Source organism: Sporosarcina sp. FSL K6-1508 (genome assembly GCF_038007465.1).
Taxonomy (GTDB): domain Bacteria; phylum Bacillota; class Bacilli; order Bacillales_A; family Planococcaceae; genus Sporosarcina; species Sporosarcina psychrophila_B.
In genome coordinates this window covers 3,228,077-3,250,106 of record NZ_JBBOXF010000001.1, presented here as the reverse complement: position 1 = coordinate 3,250,106, position 22,030 = coordinate 3,228,077, and the positions used below count along the sequence as shown (strand labels likewise).

General features: G+C 40.8%; 24 protein-coding genes and 3 pseudogenes. 5 read left to right on the top strand and 22 right to left on the bottom strand.

Translation table 11 applies throughout. The features are described from left to right. Positions 1 to 11: 11 nt before the first annotated feature. Complete coding sequence (locus MKZ11_RS16305; RefSeq protein WP_340795432.1) at positions 12 to 605, bottom strand: SCO family protein; 594 nt, start codon at positions 603 to 605, stop codon at positions 12 to 14. Between the two features lie 109 nt (positions 606 to 714). Beyond that, on the bottom strand, positions 715 to 831 hold the full coding sequence (locus MKZ11_RS16300; protein WP_340795431.1) for a YvrJ family protein: 117 nt from the start codon (positions 829 to 831) through the stop codon (positions 715 to 717). Between the two features lie 192 nt (positions 832 to 1,023). On the opposite strand from MKZ11_RS16300, the gene MKZ11_RS16295 reads away from it, so the two are divergent. Beyond that, positions 1,024 to 1,431, top strand: coding sequence for a DUF2621 family protein (locus tag MKZ11_RS16295; protein ID WP_340797028.1), 408 nt, complete (start codon positions 1,024 to 1,026; stop codon positions 1,429 to 1,431). A gap of 140 nt (positions 1,432 to 1,571) precedes the next feature. Here the strand turns inward: MKZ11_RS16295 and MKZ11_RS16290 are convergent, their stop codons facing one another. The 5 genes from MKZ11_RS16290 to MKZ11_RS16270 all read right to left on the bottom strand — a co-directional run bounded on the left by MKZ11_RS16290 (position 1,572) and on the right by MKZ11_RS16270 (position 6,808). Beyond that, a complete protein-coding gene (locus MKZ11_RS16290) occupies positions 1,572 to 2,075 on the bottom strand; it encodes a CcdC family protein (RefSeq protein ID WP_340795430.1) in 504 nt (167 codons plus the stop codon). Continuing rightward, positions 2,072 to 2,380: a thioredoxin family protein gene (locus MKZ11_RS16285; RefSeq protein WP_340795429.1), complete on the bottom strand. Its 309-nt coding sequence runs from the start codon at positions 2,378 to 2,380 to the stop codon at positions 2,072 to 2,074. The genes MKZ11_RS16290 and MKZ11_RS16285 overlap by 4 nt, the downstream gene beginning before the upstream one ends. A gap of 22 nt (positions 2,381 to 2,402) precedes the next feature. Beyond that, positions 2,403 to 3,113: a cytochrome c biogenesis CcdA family protein gene (locus MKZ11_RS16280; protein WP_340795428.1), complete on the bottom strand. Its 711-nt coding sequence runs from the start codon at positions 3,111 to 3,113 to the stop codon at positions 2,403 to 2,405. Between the two features lie 153 nt (positions 3,114 to 3,266). Next, the gene (locus tag MKZ11_RS16275) at positions 3,267 to 5,054 is read right to left on the bottom strand and encodes an ABC transporter ATP-binding protein (RefSeq protein ID WP_340795427.1); all 1,788 of its coding nucleotides are present in this window, start codon (positions 5,052 to 5,054) and stop codon (positions 3,267 to 3,269) included. Next, positions 5,054 to 6,808, bottom strand: coding sequence for an ABC transporter ATP-binding protein (locus tag MKZ11_RS16270; protein WP_340795426.1), 1,755 nt, complete (start codon positions 6,806 to 6,808; stop codon positions 5,054 to 5,056). The genes MKZ11_RS16275 and MKZ11_RS16270 overlap by 1 nt, the downstream gene beginning before the upstream one ends. 189 nt (positions 6,809 to 6,997) lie before the next feature. Between MKZ11_RS16270 and MKZ11_RS16265 the strand changes: the two genes are divergently transcribed. After that, positions 6,998 to 7,453, top strand: coding sequence for a DUF4362 domain-containing protein (locus tag MKZ11_RS16265; protein WP_340795425.1), 456 nt, complete (start codon positions 6,998 to 7,000; stop codon positions 7,451 to 7,453). Positions 7,454 to 7,459: 6 nt separating this feature from the next. Here MKZ11_RS16265 and MKZ11_RS16260 read toward each other — a convergent pair whose 3' ends face one another. The 5 genes from MKZ11_RS16260 to MKZ11_RS16240 all read right to left on the bottom strand — a co-directional run bounded on the left by MKZ11_RS16260 (position 7,460) and on the right by MKZ11_RS16240 (position 11,596). Continuing rightward, positions 7,460 to 7,795 carry a YolD-like family protein gene (locus tag MKZ11_RS16260; RefSeq protein ID WP_340795424.1) on the bottom strand — a complete coding sequence of 112 codons (336 nt, stop codon included), beginning with the start codon at positions 7,793 to 7,795 and terminating at the stop codon, positions 7,460 to 7,462. 64 nt (positions 7,796 to 7,859) lie between these two features. Then, entirely contained in the window at positions 7,860 to 8,348 is a 489-nt protein-coding gene (locus tag MKZ11_RS16255) for a methylated-DNA--[protein]-cysteine S-methyltransferase (protein ID WP_340795423.1), read from the bottom strand. A gap of 149 nt (positions 8,349 to 8,497) precedes the next feature. Next, entirely contained in the window at positions 8,498 to 9,751 is a 1,254-nt protein-coding gene (locus MKZ11_RS16250; protein WP_340795422.1) for a Y-family DNA polymerase, read from the bottom strand. A 161-nt stretch (positions 9,752 to 9,912) separates the two neighbouring features. Beyond that, positions 9,913 to 10,665 carry an SDR family NAD(P)-dependent oxidoreductase gene (locus MKZ11_RS16245; RefSeq protein ID WP_340795421.1) on the bottom strand — a complete coding sequence of 251 codons (753 nt, stop codon included), beginning with the start codon at positions 10,663 to 10,665 and terminating at the stop codon, positions 9,913 to 9,915. Then, the gene (locus MKZ11_RS16240; RefSeq protein ID WP_340795420.1) at positions 10,652 to 11,596 is read right to left on the bottom strand and encodes an MBL fold metallo-hydrolase; all 945 of its coding nucleotides are present in this window, start codon (positions 11,594 to 11,596) and stop codon (positions 10,652 to 10,654) included. Before MKZ11_RS16240 ends, MKZ11_RS16245 begins: the two co-directional genes overlap by 14 nt. 171 nt (positions 11,597 to 11,767) lie before the next feature. On the opposite strand from MKZ11_RS16240, the gene MKZ11_RS16235 reads away from it, so the two are divergent. From MKZ11_RS16235 to proC, 3 genes are all read left to right on the top strand, one after another. Then, positions 11,768 to 12,916 (top strand): SPFH domain-containing protein, encoded by a 1,149-nt coding sequence (locus tag MKZ11_RS16235; RefSeq protein ID WP_340795419.1) that lies wholly within the window; start codon positions 11,768 to 11,770, stop codon positions 12,914 to 12,916. A 19-nt stretch (positions 12,917 to 12,935) separates the two neighbouring features. Beyond that, positions 12,936 to 14,054, top strand: coding sequence for a hypothetical protein (locus tag MKZ11_RS16230; RefSeq protein ID WP_340795418.1), 1,119 nt, complete (start codon positions 12,936 to 12,938; stop codon positions 14,052 to 14,054). A 430-nt stretch (positions 14,055 to 14,484) separates the two neighbouring features. Beyond that, complete coding sequence (proC, locus tag MKZ11_RS16225; protein WP_340795417.1) at positions 14,485 to 15,294, top strand: pyrroline-5-carboxylate reductase; 810 nt, start codon at positions 14,485 to 14,487, stop codon at positions 15,292 to 15,294. Between the two features lie 135 nt (positions 15,295 to 15,429). Here proC and MKZ11_RS16220 read toward each other — a convergent pair whose 3' ends face one another. The 10 genes and pseudogenes from MKZ11_RS16220 to MKZ11_RS16175 all read right to left on the bottom strand — a co-directional run. Then, positions 15,430 to 16,746 (bottom strand): FtsW/RodA/SpoVE family cell cycle protein, encoded by a 1,317-nt coding sequence (locus MKZ11_RS16220; protein WP_340795416.1) that lies wholly within the window; start codon positions 16,744 to 16,746, stop codon positions 15,430 to 15,432. A gap of 7 nt (positions 16,747 to 16,753) precedes the next feature. After that, positions 16,754 to 17,161 carry a PadR family transcriptional regulator gene (locus MKZ11_RS16215; protein WP_340795415.1) on the bottom strand — a complete coding sequence of 136 codons (408 nt, stop codon included), beginning with the start codon at positions 17,159 to 17,161 and terminating at the stop codon, positions 16,754 to 16,756. 3 nt (positions 17,162 to 17,164) lie between these two features. Then, on the bottom strand, positions 17,165 to 17,698 hold the full coding sequence (locus MKZ11_RS16210) for a sigma-70 family RNA polymerase sigma factor (RefSeq protein ID WP_340795414.1): 534 nt from the start codon (positions 17,696 to 17,698) through the stop codon (positions 17,165 to 17,167). A 181-nt stretch (positions 17,699 to 17,879) separates the two neighbouring features. Continuing rightward, positions 17,880 to 18,008, bottom strand: a pseudogene (locus tag MKZ11_RS16205) (GNAT family N-acetyltransferase); the annotation flags it as partial. Positions 18,009 to 18,081: 73 nt separating this feature from the next. Then, positions 18,082 to 19,437: a transposase gene (locus MKZ11_RS16200; RefSeq protein WP_340794459.1), complete on the bottom strand. Its 1,356-nt coding sequence runs from the start codon at positions 19,435 to 19,437 to the stop codon at positions 18,082 to 18,084. 127 nt (positions 19,438 to 19,564) lie between these two features. Further along, positions 19,565 to 19,981: pseudogene (locus MKZ11_RS16195) on the bottom strand (GNAT family N-acetyltransferase); the annotation flags it as partial. A 271-nt stretch (positions 19,982 to 20,252) separates the two neighbouring features. Next, on the bottom strand, positions 20,253 to 20,870 hold the full coding sequence (locus MKZ11_RS16190) for an NUDIX hydrolase (protein ID WP_340795413.1): 618 nt from the start codon (positions 20,868 to 20,870) through the stop codon (positions 20,253 to 20,255). Between the two features lie 67 nt (positions 20,871 to 20,937). Beyond that, positions 20,938 to 21,216 (bottom strand): RDD family protein, encoded by a 279-nt coding sequence (locus MKZ11_RS16185; RefSeq protein WP_340795412.1) that lies wholly within the window; start codon positions 21,214 to 21,216, stop codon positions 20,938 to 20,940. A 6-nt stretch (positions 21,217 to 21,222) separates the two neighbouring features. After that, on the bottom strand, positions 21,223 to 21,366 hold the full coding sequence (locus MKZ11_RS16180; RefSeq protein WP_340795411.1) for a hypothetical protein: 144 nt from the start codon (positions 21,364 to 21,366) through the stop codon (positions 21,223 to 21,225). A 12-nt stretch (positions 21,367 to 21,378) separates the two neighbouring features. Next, positions 21,379 to 21,990, bottom strand: a pseudogene (locus MKZ11_RS16175) (LD-carboxypeptidase); the annotation flags it as partial. Positions 21,991 to 22,030: the final 40 nt, after the last annotated feature.

Sequence of the window (22,030 nt, the reverse complement as noted above, 5' to 3'; positions counted from 1 at the left end):
TGCTTTTTCGGTTACGCACCCTCTTTAATGAGTGCTTTCATATCTTTGATGATTTGATCGTATGGTACGTCTGTCATACCATTATACGTTTTGACGACTTCCCCATCCTGATTGACGAGGGAAAAATTAGTTGCATGCATTACGTCGACGGAATCTGGAATATTAGCAACAGCCGTCTTGAATGATTTTGCTGCAAACTTTGCGATTTCCTCTTGCTTATACCCCGTCAGCATTTCCCATTTTCCTTCATCCTGAATGTCATACATTTCAAGGTATTCTTGCAGTACTTCCGGTGTATCGACCGCAGGATCAATGCTGAATGATACGATTTTGTAATCCTCAACGCCTTCTTCAGCAAGTTTTTTCTCGACTTCTGTCATATTTACCATCATTGGCGGGCAGGCTGCCGTACAAACAGTGTAAACAAATTGTGCCAGCCATACTTTCCCTTTTAAATCATCCAATGAGACCTTTTCATTGTGCTGATTTGTATGTTCAAACGGTGCAATTTTATAATTATGATCTGCTTTGAACCCTCCGGCAGAACATGCGCTTAAAATAAGCACGACAAGCAATACATAAGGCAGTAAAAGTTTTTTTCTCATTTATTTTCCTCCGCTATCGATTGATACGTCCATCATAGCGGAAGTAATGGCTTCAAACAAGCAATTCGCTGAACTCTTCCATGTCGAATCCATGACTTTTTTGTGAAGTTCACTTCATCATTATTGACACACGGAAATCGTGGATAGCGACAAGTTTCGTTTCGAGCCGATGCAAGAGATACAATGATAGAAAGATTGAAAATCCAACTTCTTGTATTAATTCCATCTATTGTTTTATCTCCCCCCCTTTTAGAAAAGCGCAAGGCGCCTGGAGTCTGGACACTGACTTAAGTAAAAAAACTATACTCTCTTATCTTAATTGCGGAAAAGGATACATTGTTCGTGTGTTTTTTTGCAGATGCTCTTATAATGGTGATTAGAATGGAAGAGGTGAAGACTTTTGCAAGACAACCTATTTATGTGGTTCATCATTTTTTGGTGTGTTGTCCTTATTGGGCTTTTCGGCATCGGCGGCTTTTTCATGTTCCGGAAGTTCTTAAAAGTATTTCCAAAAGCGGATGGGAAATCGACACTCGACTGGGAAGAGCATTACGTGGAGAGCTCTCTTCACCTGTGGAACGACAAAGCAAAACTGCTGTTGAATGAGCTAGTCGTCCCAGTACCTGAATTATTCCGTCCTGTAGCGAAACAAAAAATCGCTGGCAAGATTGGCGAGATTGCGCTTGAGGAAAATGCCAGGAAAATTGATTCCGATCTTATAATCCGTGGATATATACAAGCAACACCGAAACGGGACCATAAATTTCTTCGTAAGAAAATGGCCGAAATGAAGATCGATTTAACTCCGTATGAACACTTGTTTTGATTGGACAACAACGCAAGCGCCTTGCTTAGCCCCGACAAGCGCTAGAGCCTAGTCGACATGTGAATTATCCCCTGTTCGAGGTTTCATTATTTTTCAAAGTGTAAAAAAGGTGTCTGCAATTAAATGCAGACACCTTTTACTTATTTAACTTCCTTTATTTTTTTATACTTCATAAACATACCGATCCGCCAAGGGACAATCATGCCAAATGCGAGAATCCAGAACATCCCACCCAGTTCCCCTACATCGATTGTGTTGCTAAGCGCCAGTTTCCCGACGAGCCGGACAATAAGCAGACCAAGCAGAATGAAAAGAAATGCTTTCGATCGTTTCATGTAGATATCGCTATCCTTACGTTCGAAATTCGTCGTCTTAATCAAGATGATTGAAAATAATAGCCCAACAAAGAGGGCTTCGAGTACTTGAGGTAACGGCACCCGAAACTCTTCGAATATGAACATCAGCGCACCCGTCGACATAAAAAGTGGCGGCAAGATGATTTTCAGAGGCGTAACAGGTCTCTTCGCTGCTTTCGTTCTGACAATCAGCGCCATTGTCCCCATAAATAGCGCGAGTACGGTTGATCCAATAATGAGATAAACCGGGGGCACCTTTGTGAAAATTGTTTCAATTAGTTCATTCATCGGATTTCCCCCAAGCGACGCTTCAATTCTTGCATCTGGATAAACCGCGCAAATCGAGCATACTCTTTTCCTTCATGAAATAACAAGACAACAGGCGCCGTAAACAACGACAGCTGACCTGCTATTTCCGGGACTTCCGCCACATTCACCTTATAAAAAGGGATAGGATACTCCTCTTCGAGTGCTACCACTTTTGGCAATAACCCATCACAGACAGAACAGTGATCAGTTTTCACAAATAGAAGCAGCTTTCTTTGGTTTTCAATTGTTTCAAGCCATTCCTCAAACGATTTAATTACTTGCATTGGTATTCCTCCAAATCTCAAATCAGAAGCCCATGAAATCGCCGAAAATAGGGCTAAGTAAACTTGTTAAATACTGCAAGCCATTGAAAAATAACAAGACTCCGACCGCAATCATTACATAACCGCCGATTTTCATGATTAAAGCGCTATGATTTCGAATCCAGCTAAGCCGTGTAATGAAGAACGAAAGAACGAAAAATGGAATTGCAAAACCGAGGACATACATAAGCATATAAACCATACCCGAGCCGGGGTTTGCGGCAGCAAGTGTAATAATAGCTCCAATAATCGGTCCGGAACACGGTTGCCACCCGGCAGCGAATGCAATCCCGATAACCATCGTACCTAAGTAACCGGCAGGTCTGTTTTTGAACTGCAGTCTTCTTTCTTTCATCAGGAATTCAGGTTTGAACACCCCGACAATCATCAGTCCAAATAAGACAATGAAAATTGCACCTGCTTGTCTGAGTATCTCCTGGTTCTCTTGGAAAAATGTACCGACAAAGGACGTACTATAGCCGATTACAATGAAAATAATAGAGAAACCTAACAAGAAGAACAGTGTATGTAGCATGCCACTTCTGCTCATGCGTTTCGAGTCCGACTTTAAATCATCTAGTGACATACCGGTGATATACGAAATGAATGCTGGATATAACGGCAATGTACACGGTGATATGAAACTTAAGAAACCGGCACCGAAAGCGAGAAATAGATTTAAGTCTGTAGCCATTATTCTCTCCCCTTCAAATTTTCTTCCTCAATCGTATCAAAAGAAGCACTAAATTACGTCTAATACGTCTGTGAACAGTTTATGACATTTGCGTTGTAATGAAACAAAAAAAGCTTGCAACACCTGTAGAAGGCGTATGCAAGCCGATTTTCGTCAGATAACATCTTCCAAGATATTATTTTGAAGCAGATACATCTTGTGATAGAGACCTTTTTGGACCAGCAATTCCTGGTGTGTTCCACGTTCAACAATTTCTCCTTTGTGAAGTACGAGAATCAGTTCCGCGTCTTGGATTGTACTCAATCTGTGAGCGATTGCGATTGTTGTACGCCCTTTCCTCATCTTCTCAAGGCTTGACTGGATTGCCACTTCTGTTTCCGTGTCGATATTGGCAGTCGCTTCATCGAGAACAAGAATTTTAGGATTTGTCGCGACTGTTCGTGCAAATGCAACGAGCTGACGTTGCCCACTTGAGAACGTAGAGCCGCGTTCCGTCACTTTTTGTGCGTATTTGTCAGGCAACTTTTCGATGAATTCATTTGCCTGTACAAATTCAGCAGCTAACCTTACTTCTTCAGATGTCATTTCTTTATCATGTAAACGGATGTTACTTTCGATATCACCATAGAATAGAAATGGATCTTGCAAGACAAGTCCTGTCTTCTTCCGCAGTTCTTCTTTTGAATATCCTTTCAGCGAAACATCGTCGATACAAATATCACCGCGTTCATATTCATAGAAACGCATTAGCAAATTGATGATCGAGCTCTTTCCGCTCCCGGTATGACCGACAAGTGCAACTGTCTCACCGGCATTCGCAGTGAATGAAATGTTTTTCAGTACATCCGTTTGTCCATCATATGAAAATGATACATCGCGGAATTCAATTTTCCCGTTCTTAATTTCAGTATTGTTACGATCTTGTTGTTCCGGTTCCATGTCCGGGTCATCCATTAATTTAAACACACGTGATGCAGCAACCATTGCCTGTTGAAAAATAGATAATCGCTGCATCACTTGTTGGACAGGTTGGAACAAACGGCCGATCAAAGTCGTAAATGCGTAAAGAATTCCAACTTCCACCGCACTGCCAAGTGATAGGAATCCGAAGTAACCGAGTACGAAAACAATTGCTCCAGCGTAAAGTAAATCGATTGCCGGGCCAAGCAGAATGCCGTCAAATTTAATATTTCGCATTCCAGCGCGGAAATGTTTTTCGTTAATAGCATCAAATTCTGCTTCTAACCGGTCTTCCTGCCTAAATGCTTGAATCATACCCATACCGGATAATGATTCAGCTATTTTAGCGTTGAGCTGACTTAACCGCTCACGGATATCTTGATAGAAGTCGGCACTGTATCGTCTATAGATAACAATCACTGCTAAAAATAACGGCAATAATAACAGGGATATAAGTGCTAACTTTGCATCAAGTGAAAAAAGCGCAATATAAACGCCGACTAGCACAAAAACAGCTTGTAAAAACGTAACAATAACACTGACGAACATTTCTTTGATTGCTTCGGTATCGTTCGTCACACGTGAAACGATACTTCCAGCAGGTGTTTTGTCGAAATAACGCATTCCAAGTCCTTGTACTTTTGAAAACACATCGATGCGCATTTGCTGAATGATTTTTAATGCAATATCTTGGAACCTTATCAGCTGGAAATAAGAGACGACAACCATAAATACCTGAATCCCTATATAGGCAATCGCGATATTCGTGATGGCACTTTTCGAGAAATCCATCGTTGCCAGGTGGTTATCAATGAATCGTTGAATAATCAAAGGTCCTGCGATACTGCCCGTGACTGTCAAAATAAGCAGGACAAGCGCAATAATTACGCTTTTTTTATGAGGGATGATATAACGCAACAATCTTTTTAAGACAACCCATTGATCTTTCGCTGTTAATTTCGGTTGTTTTTCTGCTGACATTATTCCTCGCCTCCCTGTTCAACAAGCACTTCAAGTTGTTGCAAATCATACATTTCTTTATATCTTCCATTCATTTCGAGCAGTTCTTCATGCGTTCCGGCTTCGACAATCGTACCTTCATGCATAACGATGATTTTATGCGCATGTTGGATGGCACTTAGTCGATGTGATGTAATAATTGTCGTCTCGCCTGTGCGTGTTTGTTTGAGTGATTGTAAAATCGCTTCTTCCGTTTTAGCATCGACTGCCGACAAGGAATCATCCAAAAGCAGTAATTCCGGTTCCATAATCAATGCCCGAGCAATGGAAATCCGCTGTTTCTGCCCGCCCGATAAAGATACACCGCGTTCTCCTACAATGGTGTCATAGCCTTCCGTAAATCCTAAAATATCTTCATGAATATGGGCGAGTCTTGCAGCTTCATGAATTTTCCCAGTTTCAATTCTTGGGTTTGTAAAAGCTATATTTTCAGCAAGTGTTGTCGAAAACAAAAAATGGTCTTGCGGTACATAACCGATCGACTCCCTCAAACGTTGCTGTTTGTATTGATTAATTGGGTTGTTTCCATAGACAATGCTTCCTTTGTACCCTTCAAACTCTCTGAGCAGTAATTTTAAAATCGCTGTTTTGCCCGATCCAGTTTTACCCACAATCCCCATTGTTTCTCCTCGTTTTAACGTGAAGTGAACGTCAAGCAATGCTGCACGCTCGTCACCTGGGAATTTGAACTCGTCTATATTGAAATGCAAGTCGCCTTCTGGTCTTTTATCAATTGCGCCCGCGATGTCTTTAATTTCCGGTGCAACAGATAACAATTCCGTAATCCGGCTGTAAGACGCATTTCCGCGCTCTACAATATTAAAGAGGAATCCGAATGCAAGCATTGGCCAGACTAGAAGCCCGAGGTATGTACTGAAAGCTATCATGTCACCAATTGACATGTCACCTGCAATGATAAACTTTGTTCCGAAATAGAAAGACAGGATGTATGAGATTGCGAATATCCCTGTAATCGTCGGATCGAATAAGGCATCCACTTTAGCGACGCGCATATTTTTACTGACTACATCGGTAGATAAGTTTGTAAAATCTTCAATATCTTCATTTTTCTGACCGAATGTTTTGATGACTTTAATGCCAGATATACTTTCCTGTGTCTTGTCATTCAAATTCGAGAATGCTTCTTGAGCAAATCGGAACCGTTTGCGCAATAATTTTCCGTAATAGCTTGTCAGGAAAATCATAAATGGTAGTGGAATAAGGGCAATCAATGTCAATTTCCAATTGATGGTGATAGCCATTGTCAAAATGACAAATCCTCCTGTCGAGACGGAATCGACAAGTGTCAAAATACCCATACCGGCTGTTTGCTGCACAGCATTTATATCATTTGTTGCATGGGCCATTAAATCTCCTACACGTCGTTTTTGGTAGAATGATGGTGACATTCTCGTGAAGTGGTTGAATAGTTTTTCACGCATTGTTCTAGATAATAAGACGGCCGAACCAAAAATCATAACACGCCAGTAATAGCGTGCAATGTACATGAGAACACCTGCCACGGCTAAGATGACAAGCCATTTGGTGAGCGCCGTCGCGGTCAAAGTGCCTAATGTAATGTCATCAACGATAATTCCGATGATTTTGGGTGGTAGTAATTGCAATATTGAAACAAAAACAAGCATAGAAATTCCAAAAAGATACTGCTTCTTCCGCTGTTTAAAAAACCAGCCGAGCTGTAATAAAACCTTCACGCTACTCCCCCTACTTTTCTTTAAAATTAGACCTTTGCTTAGTTTAGCAAAAGTCTGAACAATATAAAAGGTCCGAGATTCAAATAATTCGGATCAGGAAATAGTTTCAGTGTGTAGTATGGGATAATGCGTGCTATTGCCTCATATAATTAAGGTGAAATGCCAGCTCATTGTGAGGAGGATTTAAATATGAGGAACAAAATACTTCTATCTTTACTTGTACTACTAAGTATGATAATCAGTTCAGCCTGTTCGTATAATAGTGAAAAAGCAGTTCTTAACGGCGATGTTGTCAATATGCATGGACCTGTCTATAACTATCCGGTGTTTGAATCATTCTTGGAAAATGTGAAGAAGAAGGAAGCAGCTGTAGTCCGTATTGCGAACTATACGCTCGAAGGAGACCCTACTTTATACAATCTCGCTTTCGAAGGCTCCTCAATCGACTTAGAGATAGACCGCTCAAAAAATAAAAATAGAGAAAATGATCCGGCCAAAGTCAATATGACATGTACGGACCTCGTCGCAGAAGAAGGTCAACAATTATTTGTGTATACGCTCAAAGGATGTGATTCACCTACGGAAAGCTTCACGATTTTAAGCGTAGCGAAAGAACAAGACGACCACGACCATCACGACCACTAGGGGCAGCTAATCAAAATTGGTCGTCTCAATTCCGACAACCGTGTTCAACGAAACTTTTTGCACCTTTAATCCATCTGCTATATAAATGAGCTGCATCTGATCATCCATCCTGTTTAAGATGCCCGTTATGTCAGTAAATGTTCCGTTTCTCCATGTTTTAACCCGAATTTCGCATTGCGCTAGATATGCAATGCCCAGCTGCCGTTGAAATTCGTGGAGCGTCCATTCGTCAATGTCAGGCTTTTCTTCGTGATTATCTTCTCCTACCCAGTCACGTAGCCTCGTTATATGCTCGGTCAGCATCATCGCTGTCCATTTGATACGTCCGCGATCCCGGTTCATTTAGATCACTTCCTTTTTCTATTTCGACTTCTCTATTTATAATGCACCCGCCTTCACCCGCGGTTTAATTCAGGACCTTATAAAAGGTTCTTTCATGCTGAAGTAGCCATTCCTTTCTCCACAAACCTCCCGCATAACCTGTTAACTTTCCATTTGAGCCGATAATTCGATGGCAAGGTATCACGATACTTAGCTTATTTTTCCCATTTGCAGTTCCTACTGCTCTAACAGCTTTTTCATGGCCGATTGAAACAGCGATATCTTTATAGGACCCCGTTTCAGCACAGGGTATTTGTATTAAAGCGTTCCACACTTTCTGTTGAAAATCTGTTCCATCAAAGATATAAGGGAATGTAAATTCATGACGCTCCCCTTTAAAATAGTCAACAAGTTGACTAAAGCAAACTTCCAAAACCTTGGGGGTTTCGTCTTGCAAAGTATTGATCTTTTTATCCCGTTCAGCGAACAATATTGAACAGATAGCATCATCTGTCCCTATTATTTCAATCACTCCAATGGGGGATTCGTAATCAAGTTTATGTAGTCTATTCATGTAAAAACCTCCGTAGATAATAAAGTAACATATACTTGTTATCCCCTCTAGATTGTATCTGGAATTAACCTGCAATAGTGATTGGAATGGTGGATGCTTCAAAGTTACATGAGCAAAGTAAACGGGAGAGTAATTAAATAGTATCCCCGCTATTTTTTATGCCCGCCAATCAGCTTCGCCCTATCCACTGCTGTTCCGGCTTCTGTATAAGAAACTGCACGTAGAACAGCAGTTGATCCGTATTTGTTTCTCAGCGAATCAATCACTCCGCCGAGTTGCCGCATACGCCATTTATCTTCATCGAACAGACTAAGCTGCATGGAATGTTCTTCTTCCAGATTCGCAAGACTGACTGACAAGCGCCGCACAGGTTGGCCATTATGGAATTCATCAAGCAATTCCATACACATCTGATAGATTTTCATCGTGTCATTGGTCGCCTCACTCATTGAACGGGAACGGCTAAAACCACCGCCAACCGCCTGTTTCGAGTAACCTACAGATAAATGCACGGTGCGTCCTGCGCTTCCAGCTTCTCTTGCCCGCTTCGCGATGTCTTCGCATATTTCTAGAATGACAGTAAGCACGTCTTCCCGTCGGATATAATCGCGAAAGAGAATTTGCCCTTTGCCGTAGCTCTCTTGCCCCTCGATGAGTTGCGCCCCCATATCGGACAAGTCAATGCCATGTGCATGATAATACAATTGATTACCCATGACGCCAAATTTCTTTTCCAGTCTTTCGAGCGATGCGTGGGCAAGGTCACCGACGGAATAAAGCCCCATATCATTCAACGTCTTTTCGGTTCGACTACCGATGCCCCACATGCGACGCAGCGGTGCGACAGGCCATAATTTGGCGGGTATATCCTGATACGTCCAACGCGCGATGCCTGTCTTTTTTGCTTCAATATCGAGCGCAAGTTTGGCCAGCAGCATGTTCGGTCCGATACCACAGGCAGATGGCAGTTGGAACTGTGCTTCGAGATCATCCTGTATCCGCCTTACCGTCTCATCCACTGGCCCCCATAGCCGTTCCGTCCCGCTGAGATCAATGAAACTTTCATCGATACTATACACATGAATCGCTTCCTTCGGCACGTAACAATTCAGCAATCGAATGATTTCCATTGACACATCAATATAAAATCCCATCTTAGGTTCGATAAGATGGATGGCAGGATCATCTGGAATTTCGAACAGCCGCATACCAGTCTGCACACCGAATTGTTCCTTTAATGCGGGAGATGCTGCCAACACGATGCCGCCTTTCCGTGCTTTATCACCTATGATAGCAATTGGTACATTCATAACATCAAGCCCTTCGATTGTAGCCGCACAACTGGCGTAAAAGCTACGCATATCAAGGCACACGATTTGCCGATCCTTTAAATGTTCATACATATACGATTCCTCCACATACGGAACGTTTGTTCTTAAGTGTATTATAGTCCTCTTAGCTGCTTATATACAATGGAATATTTATGCAAATAACAATGTTTTACTCTTTTTTACCACGGCAAAAAACCGGCTTAACTGCCGGTTTTTACAAGATACTATTCATTTTACTTCTTCATGAAATACTTGCGACCCAACCGTTCGACGACGGAAGGTGCGACCGCATGAAGTTTACTAGTAATGCCCATATACCAGGGTAAGTTCACATCACGGACGGGTTTTTTCATTGCTTTGATCACCCCATCGACAACCGTTTCCACAGTCAATAAATAGGTGCCGAGCGACGTCCGGTAAGTACCTGTTTCATCTGCAATATCTAGAAAAGGGGTGTCAATTGGACCTGGATTGATTGTCGTAACATGGATACCGTATGGTGCAACCTCCATACGCAGTGCATTTGTATAACCGATAATCGCATGCTTTGATGCCGCGTAGACGGATGCTTTCGGTGTAGCTACTTTTCCCGCTTGTGAACCCAGATAAATCAGATGACCGCTACGTCGCTCCATCATATCAGGTAACAGAAACTTCGTCAGTCGCATCGGTGCGATGACATTGACAGCCATCATGCTTTCAATCGCTTCATCGGAAGTTTCATGTGCGTGATCGAATGTGCCAACGCCCGCTGAAAAGATGACAGTATCAGGCGAACCAATCGTTGCCATTAACTGCTCAACGTCTTCTTTTTTTGATAAATCTGCCGGTATCGCATGCGCGCCTTCTTTTTGGAGTTTCTCTAAAATAACGGGCGCCCTGCCTGTTGCCCACACTTCATAGCCTTCTACCAGCAACCTTTTTGTCAACGCATAGCCAACCCCGCTCGTTGCTCCCGTCACCAGAATTGATTTACGCTTGTTCATAATGGAGGACGCCGCCTTCATCCCGTGTTTCACGGACTAGCCCTTCTTCGAAAAGGTAATCTGTTTGACCAATCGTTTCGGAAAGTGTAAGACCAAGCTCTTTTTCATAGACAGCCGGGAACAGTTCGCGGGTCAATTCGAAAATCGTCCGCGAGCCTCCGTCCATCATCGCGAGCACTTTCATCGCCCGTTCATGCTGTCTTTCGAGCCGGCCTTCAATAAGCTCATGTGCATTACGCACTTCATTGCCATGACCGGTATAAATGATATCAACCGGCAACGTAAGAATACGTTTCAACGACTCATTATATTGCAACAAAGAACGCGGACGCCCGTGCTCAGGATTAAGTGGTGGTTCGATAAGCGGGTTTGAAGAAACTTTTTCAAGCACTAAGTCTCCGCCGATCATTGTTCGATTCTCTCCATTCCATAACACAATATGACTTTGTGCATGACCTGGGGTTTCCATTACAGTCCAACCGGGGTGCCCAGGCAGTGCATCTCCCTCGGCAAGCGTCATATCGAGCGGACGCTCTCCCATAAGGGCGACAGATCGTTTCATCTTCTTAACCCAACCAAGGTACTGTTTAGGTACACCTTCTTCGATCAGGCAGTCGAGATAAAATGCATCATGATAGCGGAAAAAAGCTTCATCCCGTTTGAGCCATAAATCATTATATTTATGACCAAGTATTTTCGCATTATCAAAAGCATCAATCCAGCCGGCATGATCCGGATGATGATGTGTTAAAATAACTTGCTCAATATCGTTGAATGCATAACCTGCTCCCTTGATGCCTTGTTTCAATGCTTCATATGCTTCAGGGGTTTTTGGCCCCGCATCGACGAGTGACAGTGTATCTCCTTTAATAAGAAAAGCGTTTACATCGCCGACTGCGAATGGTGTTGGAATAATAATCTTTTGTATCATATGAAAAATCCCCTTTGTAGATATGAATGAGTATTCAGTACATTGTACCTTTTTTAGTAGAAGACGTCATCTTTTGAATCTATCCTCTACCAAGAAGTTTAAAAATGTTACAATGAAATTATCTATTATCGTATTTTTTATCGGAATACGGACTACTAGGAGGGCATACACATGGGATTATTCGGATTTTTTAAAAGTCAATTTATCGAAGTCATTGAATGGACGGATCAAAATGCAAATACAATGGTTTACCGCTTTCCCGTTCAAAACAATGAAATCAAAATGGGTGCAGAATTGACCGTTCGAGAGTCACAAGTAGCTATTTTTGTCAATGAAGGTGAAATTGCGGATGTATTTGGACCAGGACGCCATCTTCTGTATACACAAAACATGCCGATTCTAACGAAGTTAAAATCGTGGAAGTATGGCTTCGACTCCCCTTTCAAAGCGGAAGTCTATTTTGTGAATACGAAGCAATTCATCAACCAAAAATGGGGAACTTCAAATCCAATCATGATGCGCGATTCCGAGTTTGGCGTCATCCGATTACGAGGTTATGGTATTTACTCCTATCGGATAGCCGATCCCGTTGTTTTCTTAAAAGAACTGTTCGGTACGAATGCTTCTTATGACACAAGTAGTATCGAAGGTCAGTTGAAAAAGATGGTGCTATCGGGACTTACAGATTTGTTTGCTGAATCGAATATTGCCGCTTTAGATCTGGCGATGAACTACGACGAGTTAAGTGATAAAGGGAAAGAGAAGATGGAACAACGATTCAGTACGTTTGGCTTTGAAATTACTTCCTTGTATATTGAAAACTTATCTCTCCCAGAAGAAGTGGAAAAAGTGTTGGATCGAAAAACATCGATGGGTGTTATTGGAGATATGAATCAGTATCAGCAATATCAGGCGGCAGAAGCACTCAGAGAAGCTGCACGAAATGAAGGCAGCGGATTAGCGGGGGCTGGCGCAGGAATTGGAGCAGGAGCCGCACTTGGCAGTGTAATGGCGAACGCCTTCCCAGGCAACCAGCAACAAACGAATCCTCCTTCAGCTCCGCAACCAGAAAAAATGACTTGTCCTCATTGTCAGGCACTCATTAATGCAGGCGCAAAATTTTGCGGCGAATGTGGCAAAACAGTTCAAAATCAAAAGATCCCATGCGTCAGCTGTCAGGCAGCAATAAATGAAGATGCGAAGTTCTGCGGGGAATGTGGTGCAAAACAAGTGATCGAACAAACATGTGCGAAATGCGGTAAGATAAATGGTCCCACTGCGAAATTTTGCGGCGACTGCGGAGACAATTTACAGCTGTGATCGATAAAGAGGTGTTCAGATGACGGGGTTAGACAATGAGAAGCATGCAGAAGCAACAAAAGTTGAACAAACGGAAGTAAATAAATGTTCCTCCTGTGGCGGCAATACCGTGTTTGAACCAGCTAGTGGGACTCTTACATGTCCATTTTGTGGAAGTGAAAAAGACATCGAGAAATCGCAGAAAAACGCGATTGAACATGACTTCTTACAAGCATTAGAAAAAGAAGACCACAGTTGGGATGATGAAAAACGAGTTTTCAAATGTAAAAACTGTGGTGCCGAAACACTTTTAGATAAAGACAAAGTGGCGGATTTTTGTTCATTTTGCGGATCATCACATATCGCAATAACTGATCATCACGCTGGTATCAAACCCGCTTTGGTCCTTCCCTTTCAAATTACTAAGGATGAGGCCATCGAAAAATTCAAAGCTTGGATGAAGAAGAGATATTTTGCTCCTTCCAAGCTAATTCAATCGTATAAATTAGACCATTTGGCAGGCGCTTATATTCCTTACTGGACGTTCGATTCCCAGACGGATTCGTCTTACGTCGTTCAGATTGGAACGTATTATTACGTGACAGAAACGCGTACAGTAATTGAAGACGGCAAGTCTAGGCAAGTAACGGAGCAAGTAAGAAAAATCAGGTGGCATACGGAACACGGCCATTATAATAAATTCTTTGATGATGTATTAGTGAAAGCTTCACGTAATGTGGCCAGCGGATTGATTGATAAAGTTGAACCATTTCATTTAAATGGACTTGTCGATTATAAAATGGAGTATTTATCAGGTTTCTTAGCGGAGAAATATTCGATTCCGTTGAAGGAAGGCTGGAATGATGCAAAAGCAGTCATAGACAACGGAATTACAAACGGCATACATGGACAAGTATATGGTGATGTTGTCAATATCGTGAGTGTCTCCACTGACTATGACAACATTACATACAAGCATATTCTATTGCCTTTATGGATTTCCTCGTTTCAGTTCAACAATAAGGTCTATCGCTTCCTCGTCAATGGACAAACTGGCAAAGTAAGCGGGAAATCCCCCGTGAGCGCCGTGAAAATATCACTGCTTATAGGACTTGTGATCGCCATTATTATGGTGATTCTGTTCTTCCTTGAAAGATAAAAAAGTAAAAGTTTTTCACCCTGGAGCAGTGTCTAGCTTCAGGCACTTTTCTTAATTGATATAATGTGGACTTAATAAAAAATTAGAAATTTGACTTTTTTTAGAGAGCATGCAATAATCGGTCTAATTCAAGTACATACAGGCCTTGACGAAGACGAGTAGTTGCGGAAATGGAGAACAGAAAATGTGGTCACCGGCTGAAAGCCACATCCCCCTCTCCCGCTTCGAACCTCCTTCTGAGCTGCTGTGGAAACACAGGCGTGCCTTTCGCGTTAAGAAAGAACGAGATGTATCGGCGTTATGCCGGTAAATTTAGGTGGTACCGCGGAAACATGCGTTTTCGTCCTTATGATGAGGGACGAGAACGCATTTTTTTGCGTTCGTTTAAAACGCTTAGGCTTTTAGTAGTGAAAAGAAAGGGGTAATTTAAATGAAAACGATTGTATTTATAGGGGCCGGTTCTATGGCAGAAGCTGTTATTGCTGGAATTGTGGAACAAGGTGCAATAGAACCACAGAATATTTTTGTTATGAATCGATCGGATGATGAAAGACTAATTTCATTACACAATAAATACGGTATATCAATTGTCTGCAAGGAAAAAGAAGCATTGAAAAATGCAGATCTTATTGTTCTTGCGACCAAGCCGAAAGACATCCACCAAGCGATGGCAGATACACTTCCCCATTTGGACGATAAAACAGCAGTTTTGTCAGTCATTGCAGGTGTTTCAATCCAGACAATCGAAAATGGCCTTGGTACAAGACCCATCGCACGTTCAATGCCCAATACATCCGCTACAATCGGCAAATCAGCCAGCGGTATTGCGTGGAATCAAGCAATCAACGAAGCGTTAAAAAAACATATCCTTAGTCTGCTGGAATCAGTCGGTATGGTGAAAGAAGTAGAAGAAGATGACTTGCACGCAGTCACTGCGCTGTCCGGCAGCGGCCCTGCATATGTCTATTATTTAGCAGAAGCGCTTGAAGAAGCAGCAATCGGAAAAGGCCTTTCAAAAGACATAGCACGGGCGCTTATCATCCAGACGCTTGAAGGGGCAGCGGCGATGTTGAAAGAAACAGGTACGGAGCCAACGGAATTGCGAAAAAACGTGACAAGCCCAGGCGGCACAACAGAAGCTGGTGTAAATGCGTTGGCGAACGGAAAGTTCAAAGAAACGATTGCAGATTGTATTGGAAAAGCAGAGGCACGTTCACGAGAGCTTGGAGCACAATCTTGAATCGATACATTTTGCACTAAATGGCGGAACACCAAACCTGAATAATAGATCGCATTTTTAAAGTGTCTATTATTCGGGTTTTCGTTCAAGTTATAGAAACGTGCCTTTTTTCTCATCGAAATAGTTTGCATGTAGCTAACTTTGGCTACTTTCTATTTGACTAAGACTACTCGACGTCAAATCTTTCCTCCGATACACACTTAATACAATCCCAATTACAAAGGCATTAAACAGGATTGGCATTAACCCATAACTAATAAATGGTAAGGAGATAGATGTGATTGGGAAGAGACCAAGTGTCATTGTGATATTGCTAACTAACTGGACCGTATAAAGAGCAACAGCACCAATTAACAGAAGTTTACCAAAAGGATCATTGATCTTCCGTGCAATCACCATGATTCTTGCTACAAAAAGGAGAAGAATGCAGACGAGAGCAAGGGCAGCAAGCCAACCGTAGTAATACGTAAAACCAACAAATACCAAATCAGTGTGAACATCTGGGATCACTTGATGATTCGATGCATTACTCAACCAACCAGCTTCTGACATCCGCTCTTTGATAAGCAATATAAGGTAACCTGGACCTTCTGCATACTTCTCTGGATTAATAAATGCTAAAAATCGATTTTTCAGAGAATAAACACCGACATCAAATTGCCAAACACCTAAACCTACAAAAAAAAGTAAACTAACCATCACACTTATAGTGATAAGAATCGTTTTCCGACTAAACTGGCTCCACCAAAGCATCACAAATACCATAACAGCGTAGATGTAAGTTGTCGGAATAGTAGAGGTCATGAAGAATAAATAACAAGAAAGTATAAATAATAAACTAAGTTGCCAAAGCTTCAACTTTTTATGATTAAAAAAGAAAGCCCATGCTAATAGAAAAAATGGTATAGCCGTCAAGCCCATAACCCTGTATGGCCCTATATCTATAACAGGAACACCATGGGATGAAGATGGAAAAATTTGTAACACCACAAGAATAAGCATTCCAATCCCGTAAAATAACCAGCCGAACTTCGCTAGTTTTCGGTAATCCATTAGCATCATCCCCACAGCTACCGCCCCACCTAGCAAGGAAAAGATTCCCTTGTTCTTTGAAAAATAGCTAGCATCCACGCCAATTTGAGAGGAATAGTCTGGATCTACGAATAAGATTGGTATAAACCCTAACCCTAACGTAATTACTAACAAAATCACAGTCAGCCAATCCACCTTTGGCCGATGAAGCTTGTTCAGCTGTTGACCAAGCATTACCGGACTTCCCATTTGCCCGACAGCTTTTTCTTCTGCCTCTTCCTCATCTATCCCTTTCGCTAACAAGTGACTCTTCGCTTCTTTTATGTGATAATCTAATTCTACCTCTACAAAATCCTTCGCCTCTCTGGATTTAATTTGATCCCTAACTTCGTTTAAAAATGATAGTCTTCTTTTCCCCACTCGATTGTCACCCCTCCACTAATCCTTTCAAGGTAAACCGTTTAGTTGTAGACTGTTTCTCTGTTTTTCGTAATGACTTCCTACCTTTATTGTTTAATTGATAAAATTTAATAGTCGACTCATTCCAGCTTGATTGCAAACAACCATCCTGTTCTAGCTTGTGCAACAAGGCATATAAGCTTCCTTCGTTATCCTCAAATTTACGTATTCCCCGTCCCCGTAAAAACTTCACCAATTCGGAGCCCGTTTTTTCATGGACTAGCAGTTGCATAACGGCTAATAAGATGTCTTCTTCACTGTCATCACTTTTGCTGATTTTGTCCCGAATTCCCTTGCGATGTTGCTCGGTAAAATTGAGTTGGCTAAATGTACTAGCATCCATTGATTTTTTCAGCCCTTTTAAACGATCATCCACTACTTATTCCTCCAATCGTTCTTTTAGAAGCTCCTTAGCACGTCTAAGTCTGGTTTTAACAGTATTTCCGCCCACTTCAGTGACCACGGCGATTTCTTTGATTAGCAATTCCTCGTAATAATAAAGATAAATCACTTCTCGGTATTTAATGGGCATCGACATGATTGCAGAGATTAATTGGTCATCCTCTTCCTGCTGGATCACGACCTCTTCAATCATTTCTTTTGTAGTCCTATTATGTGTTGGTTCATCTTCGGTAATAATGACATTCCTGTTATACCAGCTTTTTAAGAAGTCCTTACAATGATTAATAGCAATTCGCCACAACCATGTTCTTAACGTTGATTTTCCACTGTATGTATGAAGAGCTTTATAACATTTTACAAAGATATCCTGCGTTAAATCCTCTGCCACCTCTTTATTACTGACATAAGAATAAACAAGCCTTAATATATCCTGTCCATGCCGATTCATAATTTGATCCATTAGTACTTCCTTGTCTTCTATTTCAAACGCTCCAACAATCAATTCTTCCATATTCACCCCTCCTCCCTTATTAATAGACGAGATGCCCTAATAGAAGGTTTTTAAAAAGCCTTAAATAATCCCATAGAAAAAACGGCAGGCAGCTGCCATACCGTTTTTTCACTAGTGCACCTGAACAGTAAAGTTGTTTCATTCTATTTTCCACAGTAAAACACGAATTGTGCACAAGACATCATACATTAAATCTTCCCATAACAACAGTGTTGTAGTATTGGCCGTCAGAAAGGATTTTGTCATTTTTTAAAATTCCTTCGGTTTTAAAATCAAACTTTTCATAAAGTTTGATCGCTTTTTCATTTATTTGAATCAATTTCATAAATCATCTTTTTCAAGAGCTTAGACTTCTCCCGTATCAAAATTTATGCTTTTAAAAATTAAGCCGCTTTACTTTTTGTTTGTAATAAGGCATCCATTCGATCGACAGCCAATTTGCAGGCATTATAAATAAACGTCACAAGGTTGAAGTGCAGTTTTGCTTTTTTACCTGTTCGGTGACGGACGTTGTTCAATTGAAAGTATTCTTTTAAATAGGCGTTGACGCGTTCTACTGCGGTACGTTCTTTATAAAGTTTCTTCCATAATTCTGAGCCACGTGCTGGATACGTGTATTTTCGAATATCCGCTTCACATTTGATTTTGAACACCTTTTGACAGAGTGAATCCTCTCTCAATGGACATGTTATGCATTCTTTCGGGCGGGTAAATTTTAATGTATGGTATTTTTCATCGAAGCTGTCGTAACAGTAGCTATGCTCACGTACACAAGTTGGGCGAAAGTGTTCATCGAATCCTATATATTCGCCTTCATTTCGAACATTGTATGGAATCACGACACGCATCGTTTGCGCTAGTGCTTGTTTATAGATCGATTCATAATCATAACCCGCATCGAATAGCGCTGTCGTAAAATGTTTTGGCAAAAGGGTAGCTACCTTTTTTAGCAGTGGAATGGCCGCTTTACTGTCAGATAAATTACCCGACGACATAAGGCGCCCTACAATATACTGGCTTTTCGATGAAACAGCCAGATGTCCCTTAAAGCCGTACCAGAACATATTTTTCCCGTCACTATTTTTCTTGATGCCCCACTTCGGCTCAATCGGTATGTCCTGCCAAAGTGTTTCAGCTGAAATCGACAACTGGGCTTCCAATTTCTTTTCGTAGGTTGTTAAATTCGCTTCGATTTCTGCTTGTTCAGCGAGCCAAGCTGCCTGTTCTTCTTTTGCTTTACGTCCACGTTTCTTCGGCGGCTTAGCCTCTTTTTTCTCAGAAGGTTTTGAAGCGTCACGTGCTTCGAAATGCGTGGCATCAAAGGCAAGGTGTTCATCGCAAAGAAAGCCTTCTAAAAAGACCATTTGAATCAGTTCATCCTGCATGTTATCAAGCACATCAGACTGACTAATTACACCGATCATACGTGAATAAGATGCCTCTGAAGGTACAGAATCTGAGACAAGAAACCCGCAATCTAGACGGAATAAAGGATCGTTGACTAACCGTTTTATTAAATCCTTTACGGTTGGGATACGTTCTACAATACGAATTATCAATGATTGAATCATCGCACCATAATTACATTCACGCGGAGCACCACGCAGCGTCTTTTTAGAAAACAGATGAAAGATTGGTTGCACATCGAAAGTGGAAAAAATCGCTTCAAAACGGTACGAACTTTCCATTTCGAATAATTGTTGGATGTCAAACAGGCTAATTTGTTTTATAATAGTCATGAGGCATTCACTCCACTCGGTTAGGTTGTTTAGTCGCTACCATTATACCGGATTTGGGGAGGTGCCTCATTTTTATTGAATTGAAACCCTTGATACTAAAGGGATAGGAATTATGAAATCAACTCATTTCTAAAACATTTAAGGTTATTTTTTTAATTCCATTTGAGTCAGCCCAAACAATGGACTCTTTCAAAAGGTTTTTGCCAATGCCGTAGCCCCAATAATCTTTTAAGACACAGACACCAAATTCTACCTTGTGAGCAAAACGTTTCAGTAGATTTCCTTCACATCTTGAAAATCCGACAATCCTGTCATTAACCACTGCAACTAAAAAAAGATTCCTTTTATTTTCTGTATCCGTTTTGATTAGTTGTTCAAAACCTTGTACATCTATGAAAGCCTCACCTTTTTCTCTGTCAAGGTTTTGAGTTTCTTCATCAATCTGTAATCTGATTTCAGACAAAGCCCGTGCATCTTTATGTATTGCTGATCTAATTATATAGGTTTCTCCATTAACATTAAATTCTTGCTGGTTAATTTTCATCTCATATTCCCTTCAGCTTGTATTTGTTCATCCATCTCAATAATAGATAGCAGCTTGTTTAAGCTTAATAATCCGCCCTGTTTTCATCTACATATCATTTAATGGCTGAAACCACTCCTTCATTACGACAAATAAGCAATAGTAAATAATATCATGATGATTAAACCTATCACTGCTACTAGTAAGTAGAATCCACTGATAGTGAAAAAAGTTATCTCTAAAAGCTTACTAACTCTATTTTTATTGATTTTCAAGACTGCCATCCCCCTATTTAATCAAATAGTGTCTCTTTATTAGGGTCCCTTGAAAATTCAAAGAGTGTTTTTATTTGTGACTCTATCACCCGATTGGCAGAAAGGTCTGGAATATTATGTTCAGAGAAAAACTGTATACCACTCGTTTCGATTCCAGTAGTTGGAACGCCACCAACGATGTCACATTGAATAAAAATTTTATAATAATGATAGGGTTCAGGTGGATGCGGATGTTTATTTTTATCAAATAAAGCAAGTAACTTCATAGGAACCACATCATAGCCAGATTCTTCTTTTATTTCCTTTACAATATTTTCAGAAGGAGACAATCCTATATCGCAAAATCCGCCAGGTAAAGACCATCTATCATCCATATTTTCTTTTACCATTAACATCGTATTATCTTTAAAAACTACTCCCCGAACATCCACTTTAGGGGTTTGATATCCCGTTTCATTCATAAATAAATCCTTGATTTTTTGCATTTCTACCTCTGTGTGTTCTTCCATGATTTCTGCACTAATCATGCGTAATTCTTCATAACGCTCGATTTCATAAATGTCTTTTGAAAAGGTTAATCCCGATTGAGATAGTGCTTGTATTCTCTTTGCCCATTCCAACCATTTAGTACTCATAAGCAACACCCACTTTTATAGAGTTTATGAATTTAGGTATACTTTTAAATCCAAATTACCGCTTCCACTATCTGCCCGTTTGATTGGAGGCAACATACGTACCCCCTATAATATCGTGGATTCCTCTTTTGTCTTCACGAAATATAATCATTAAAATACTTACTACTATTGAAAGGCCAAAGGTGACTAAACCAATCAGATAATACCCGACAAATTCTCTCATAATCATATTAGTAAATGTGACATTTTGATTATCTATACGTTTTACTTTAATTCCACAAATTCGTTTTCCTATAATATAGCCACCCCAAAGTACCGGGAAAACTGCTAAGTATAATGTGTACATTAATTGCTAAACTACTCCATTTGTCCAATCAATAGAAAATTCCCCGCTAAAAATATAAATAATAAATCCACTGGTGAATGTAAGGATAAAACCATCTAAAATACTTGCCAATAACCTTACTCCAAATGCCGCAGGTTTTCTTATATCCATCTTAATTTTCCTCCAATGCTTCTGTTCTGGCCATAGCTCTGTACCTTTCGTGAACTCTACTACTTCAATACAAGGATCCATCATTCTTCCTCATATAACACCAGATCCTTGGAGAACTTCATATCCAGTGTTCGACTGCGTCGTACGCCGACCCTTCTTATTTACTTCATCACATTCTAAGCGATCACTCGTCCAGTTCTTAGCTGGTTTAATTTCATCAATAGCTTTATTAGAAAAGAGTATCCGCTTCAACATACCGATTGTATACGAATCCATTTCCATGTTTTCCGTGAAATCCTTCAAAATTGCTGAACCATAAAAAGAAGATAGCCCAGCTTTATGGCAAAACAAATGAGAAACCGTCACATCGGAATAGCTCATGAAGATTTCTGGTTTTTTTCTTATTACATCAAAGTCAATATAAGGAAGTAAACGAATACTATCTTCTCCACCAATATTCGAAAAAATCCCTTTCACACTCGTATCCTTAAATGCCGTCATCAAATCCTCTGCACGTGCCTGTGAATGTTCATAAAGGTAATTCGATCCTTTCAAACCATTTGGCATCGGAACAATCTCAAGACCAAAAACACGTTGTAATCTCGCTACCCCTTGTTGCAATTTCTTTGTTTTTATTAGCAAACTATTCCCCATCTGCTCTTAA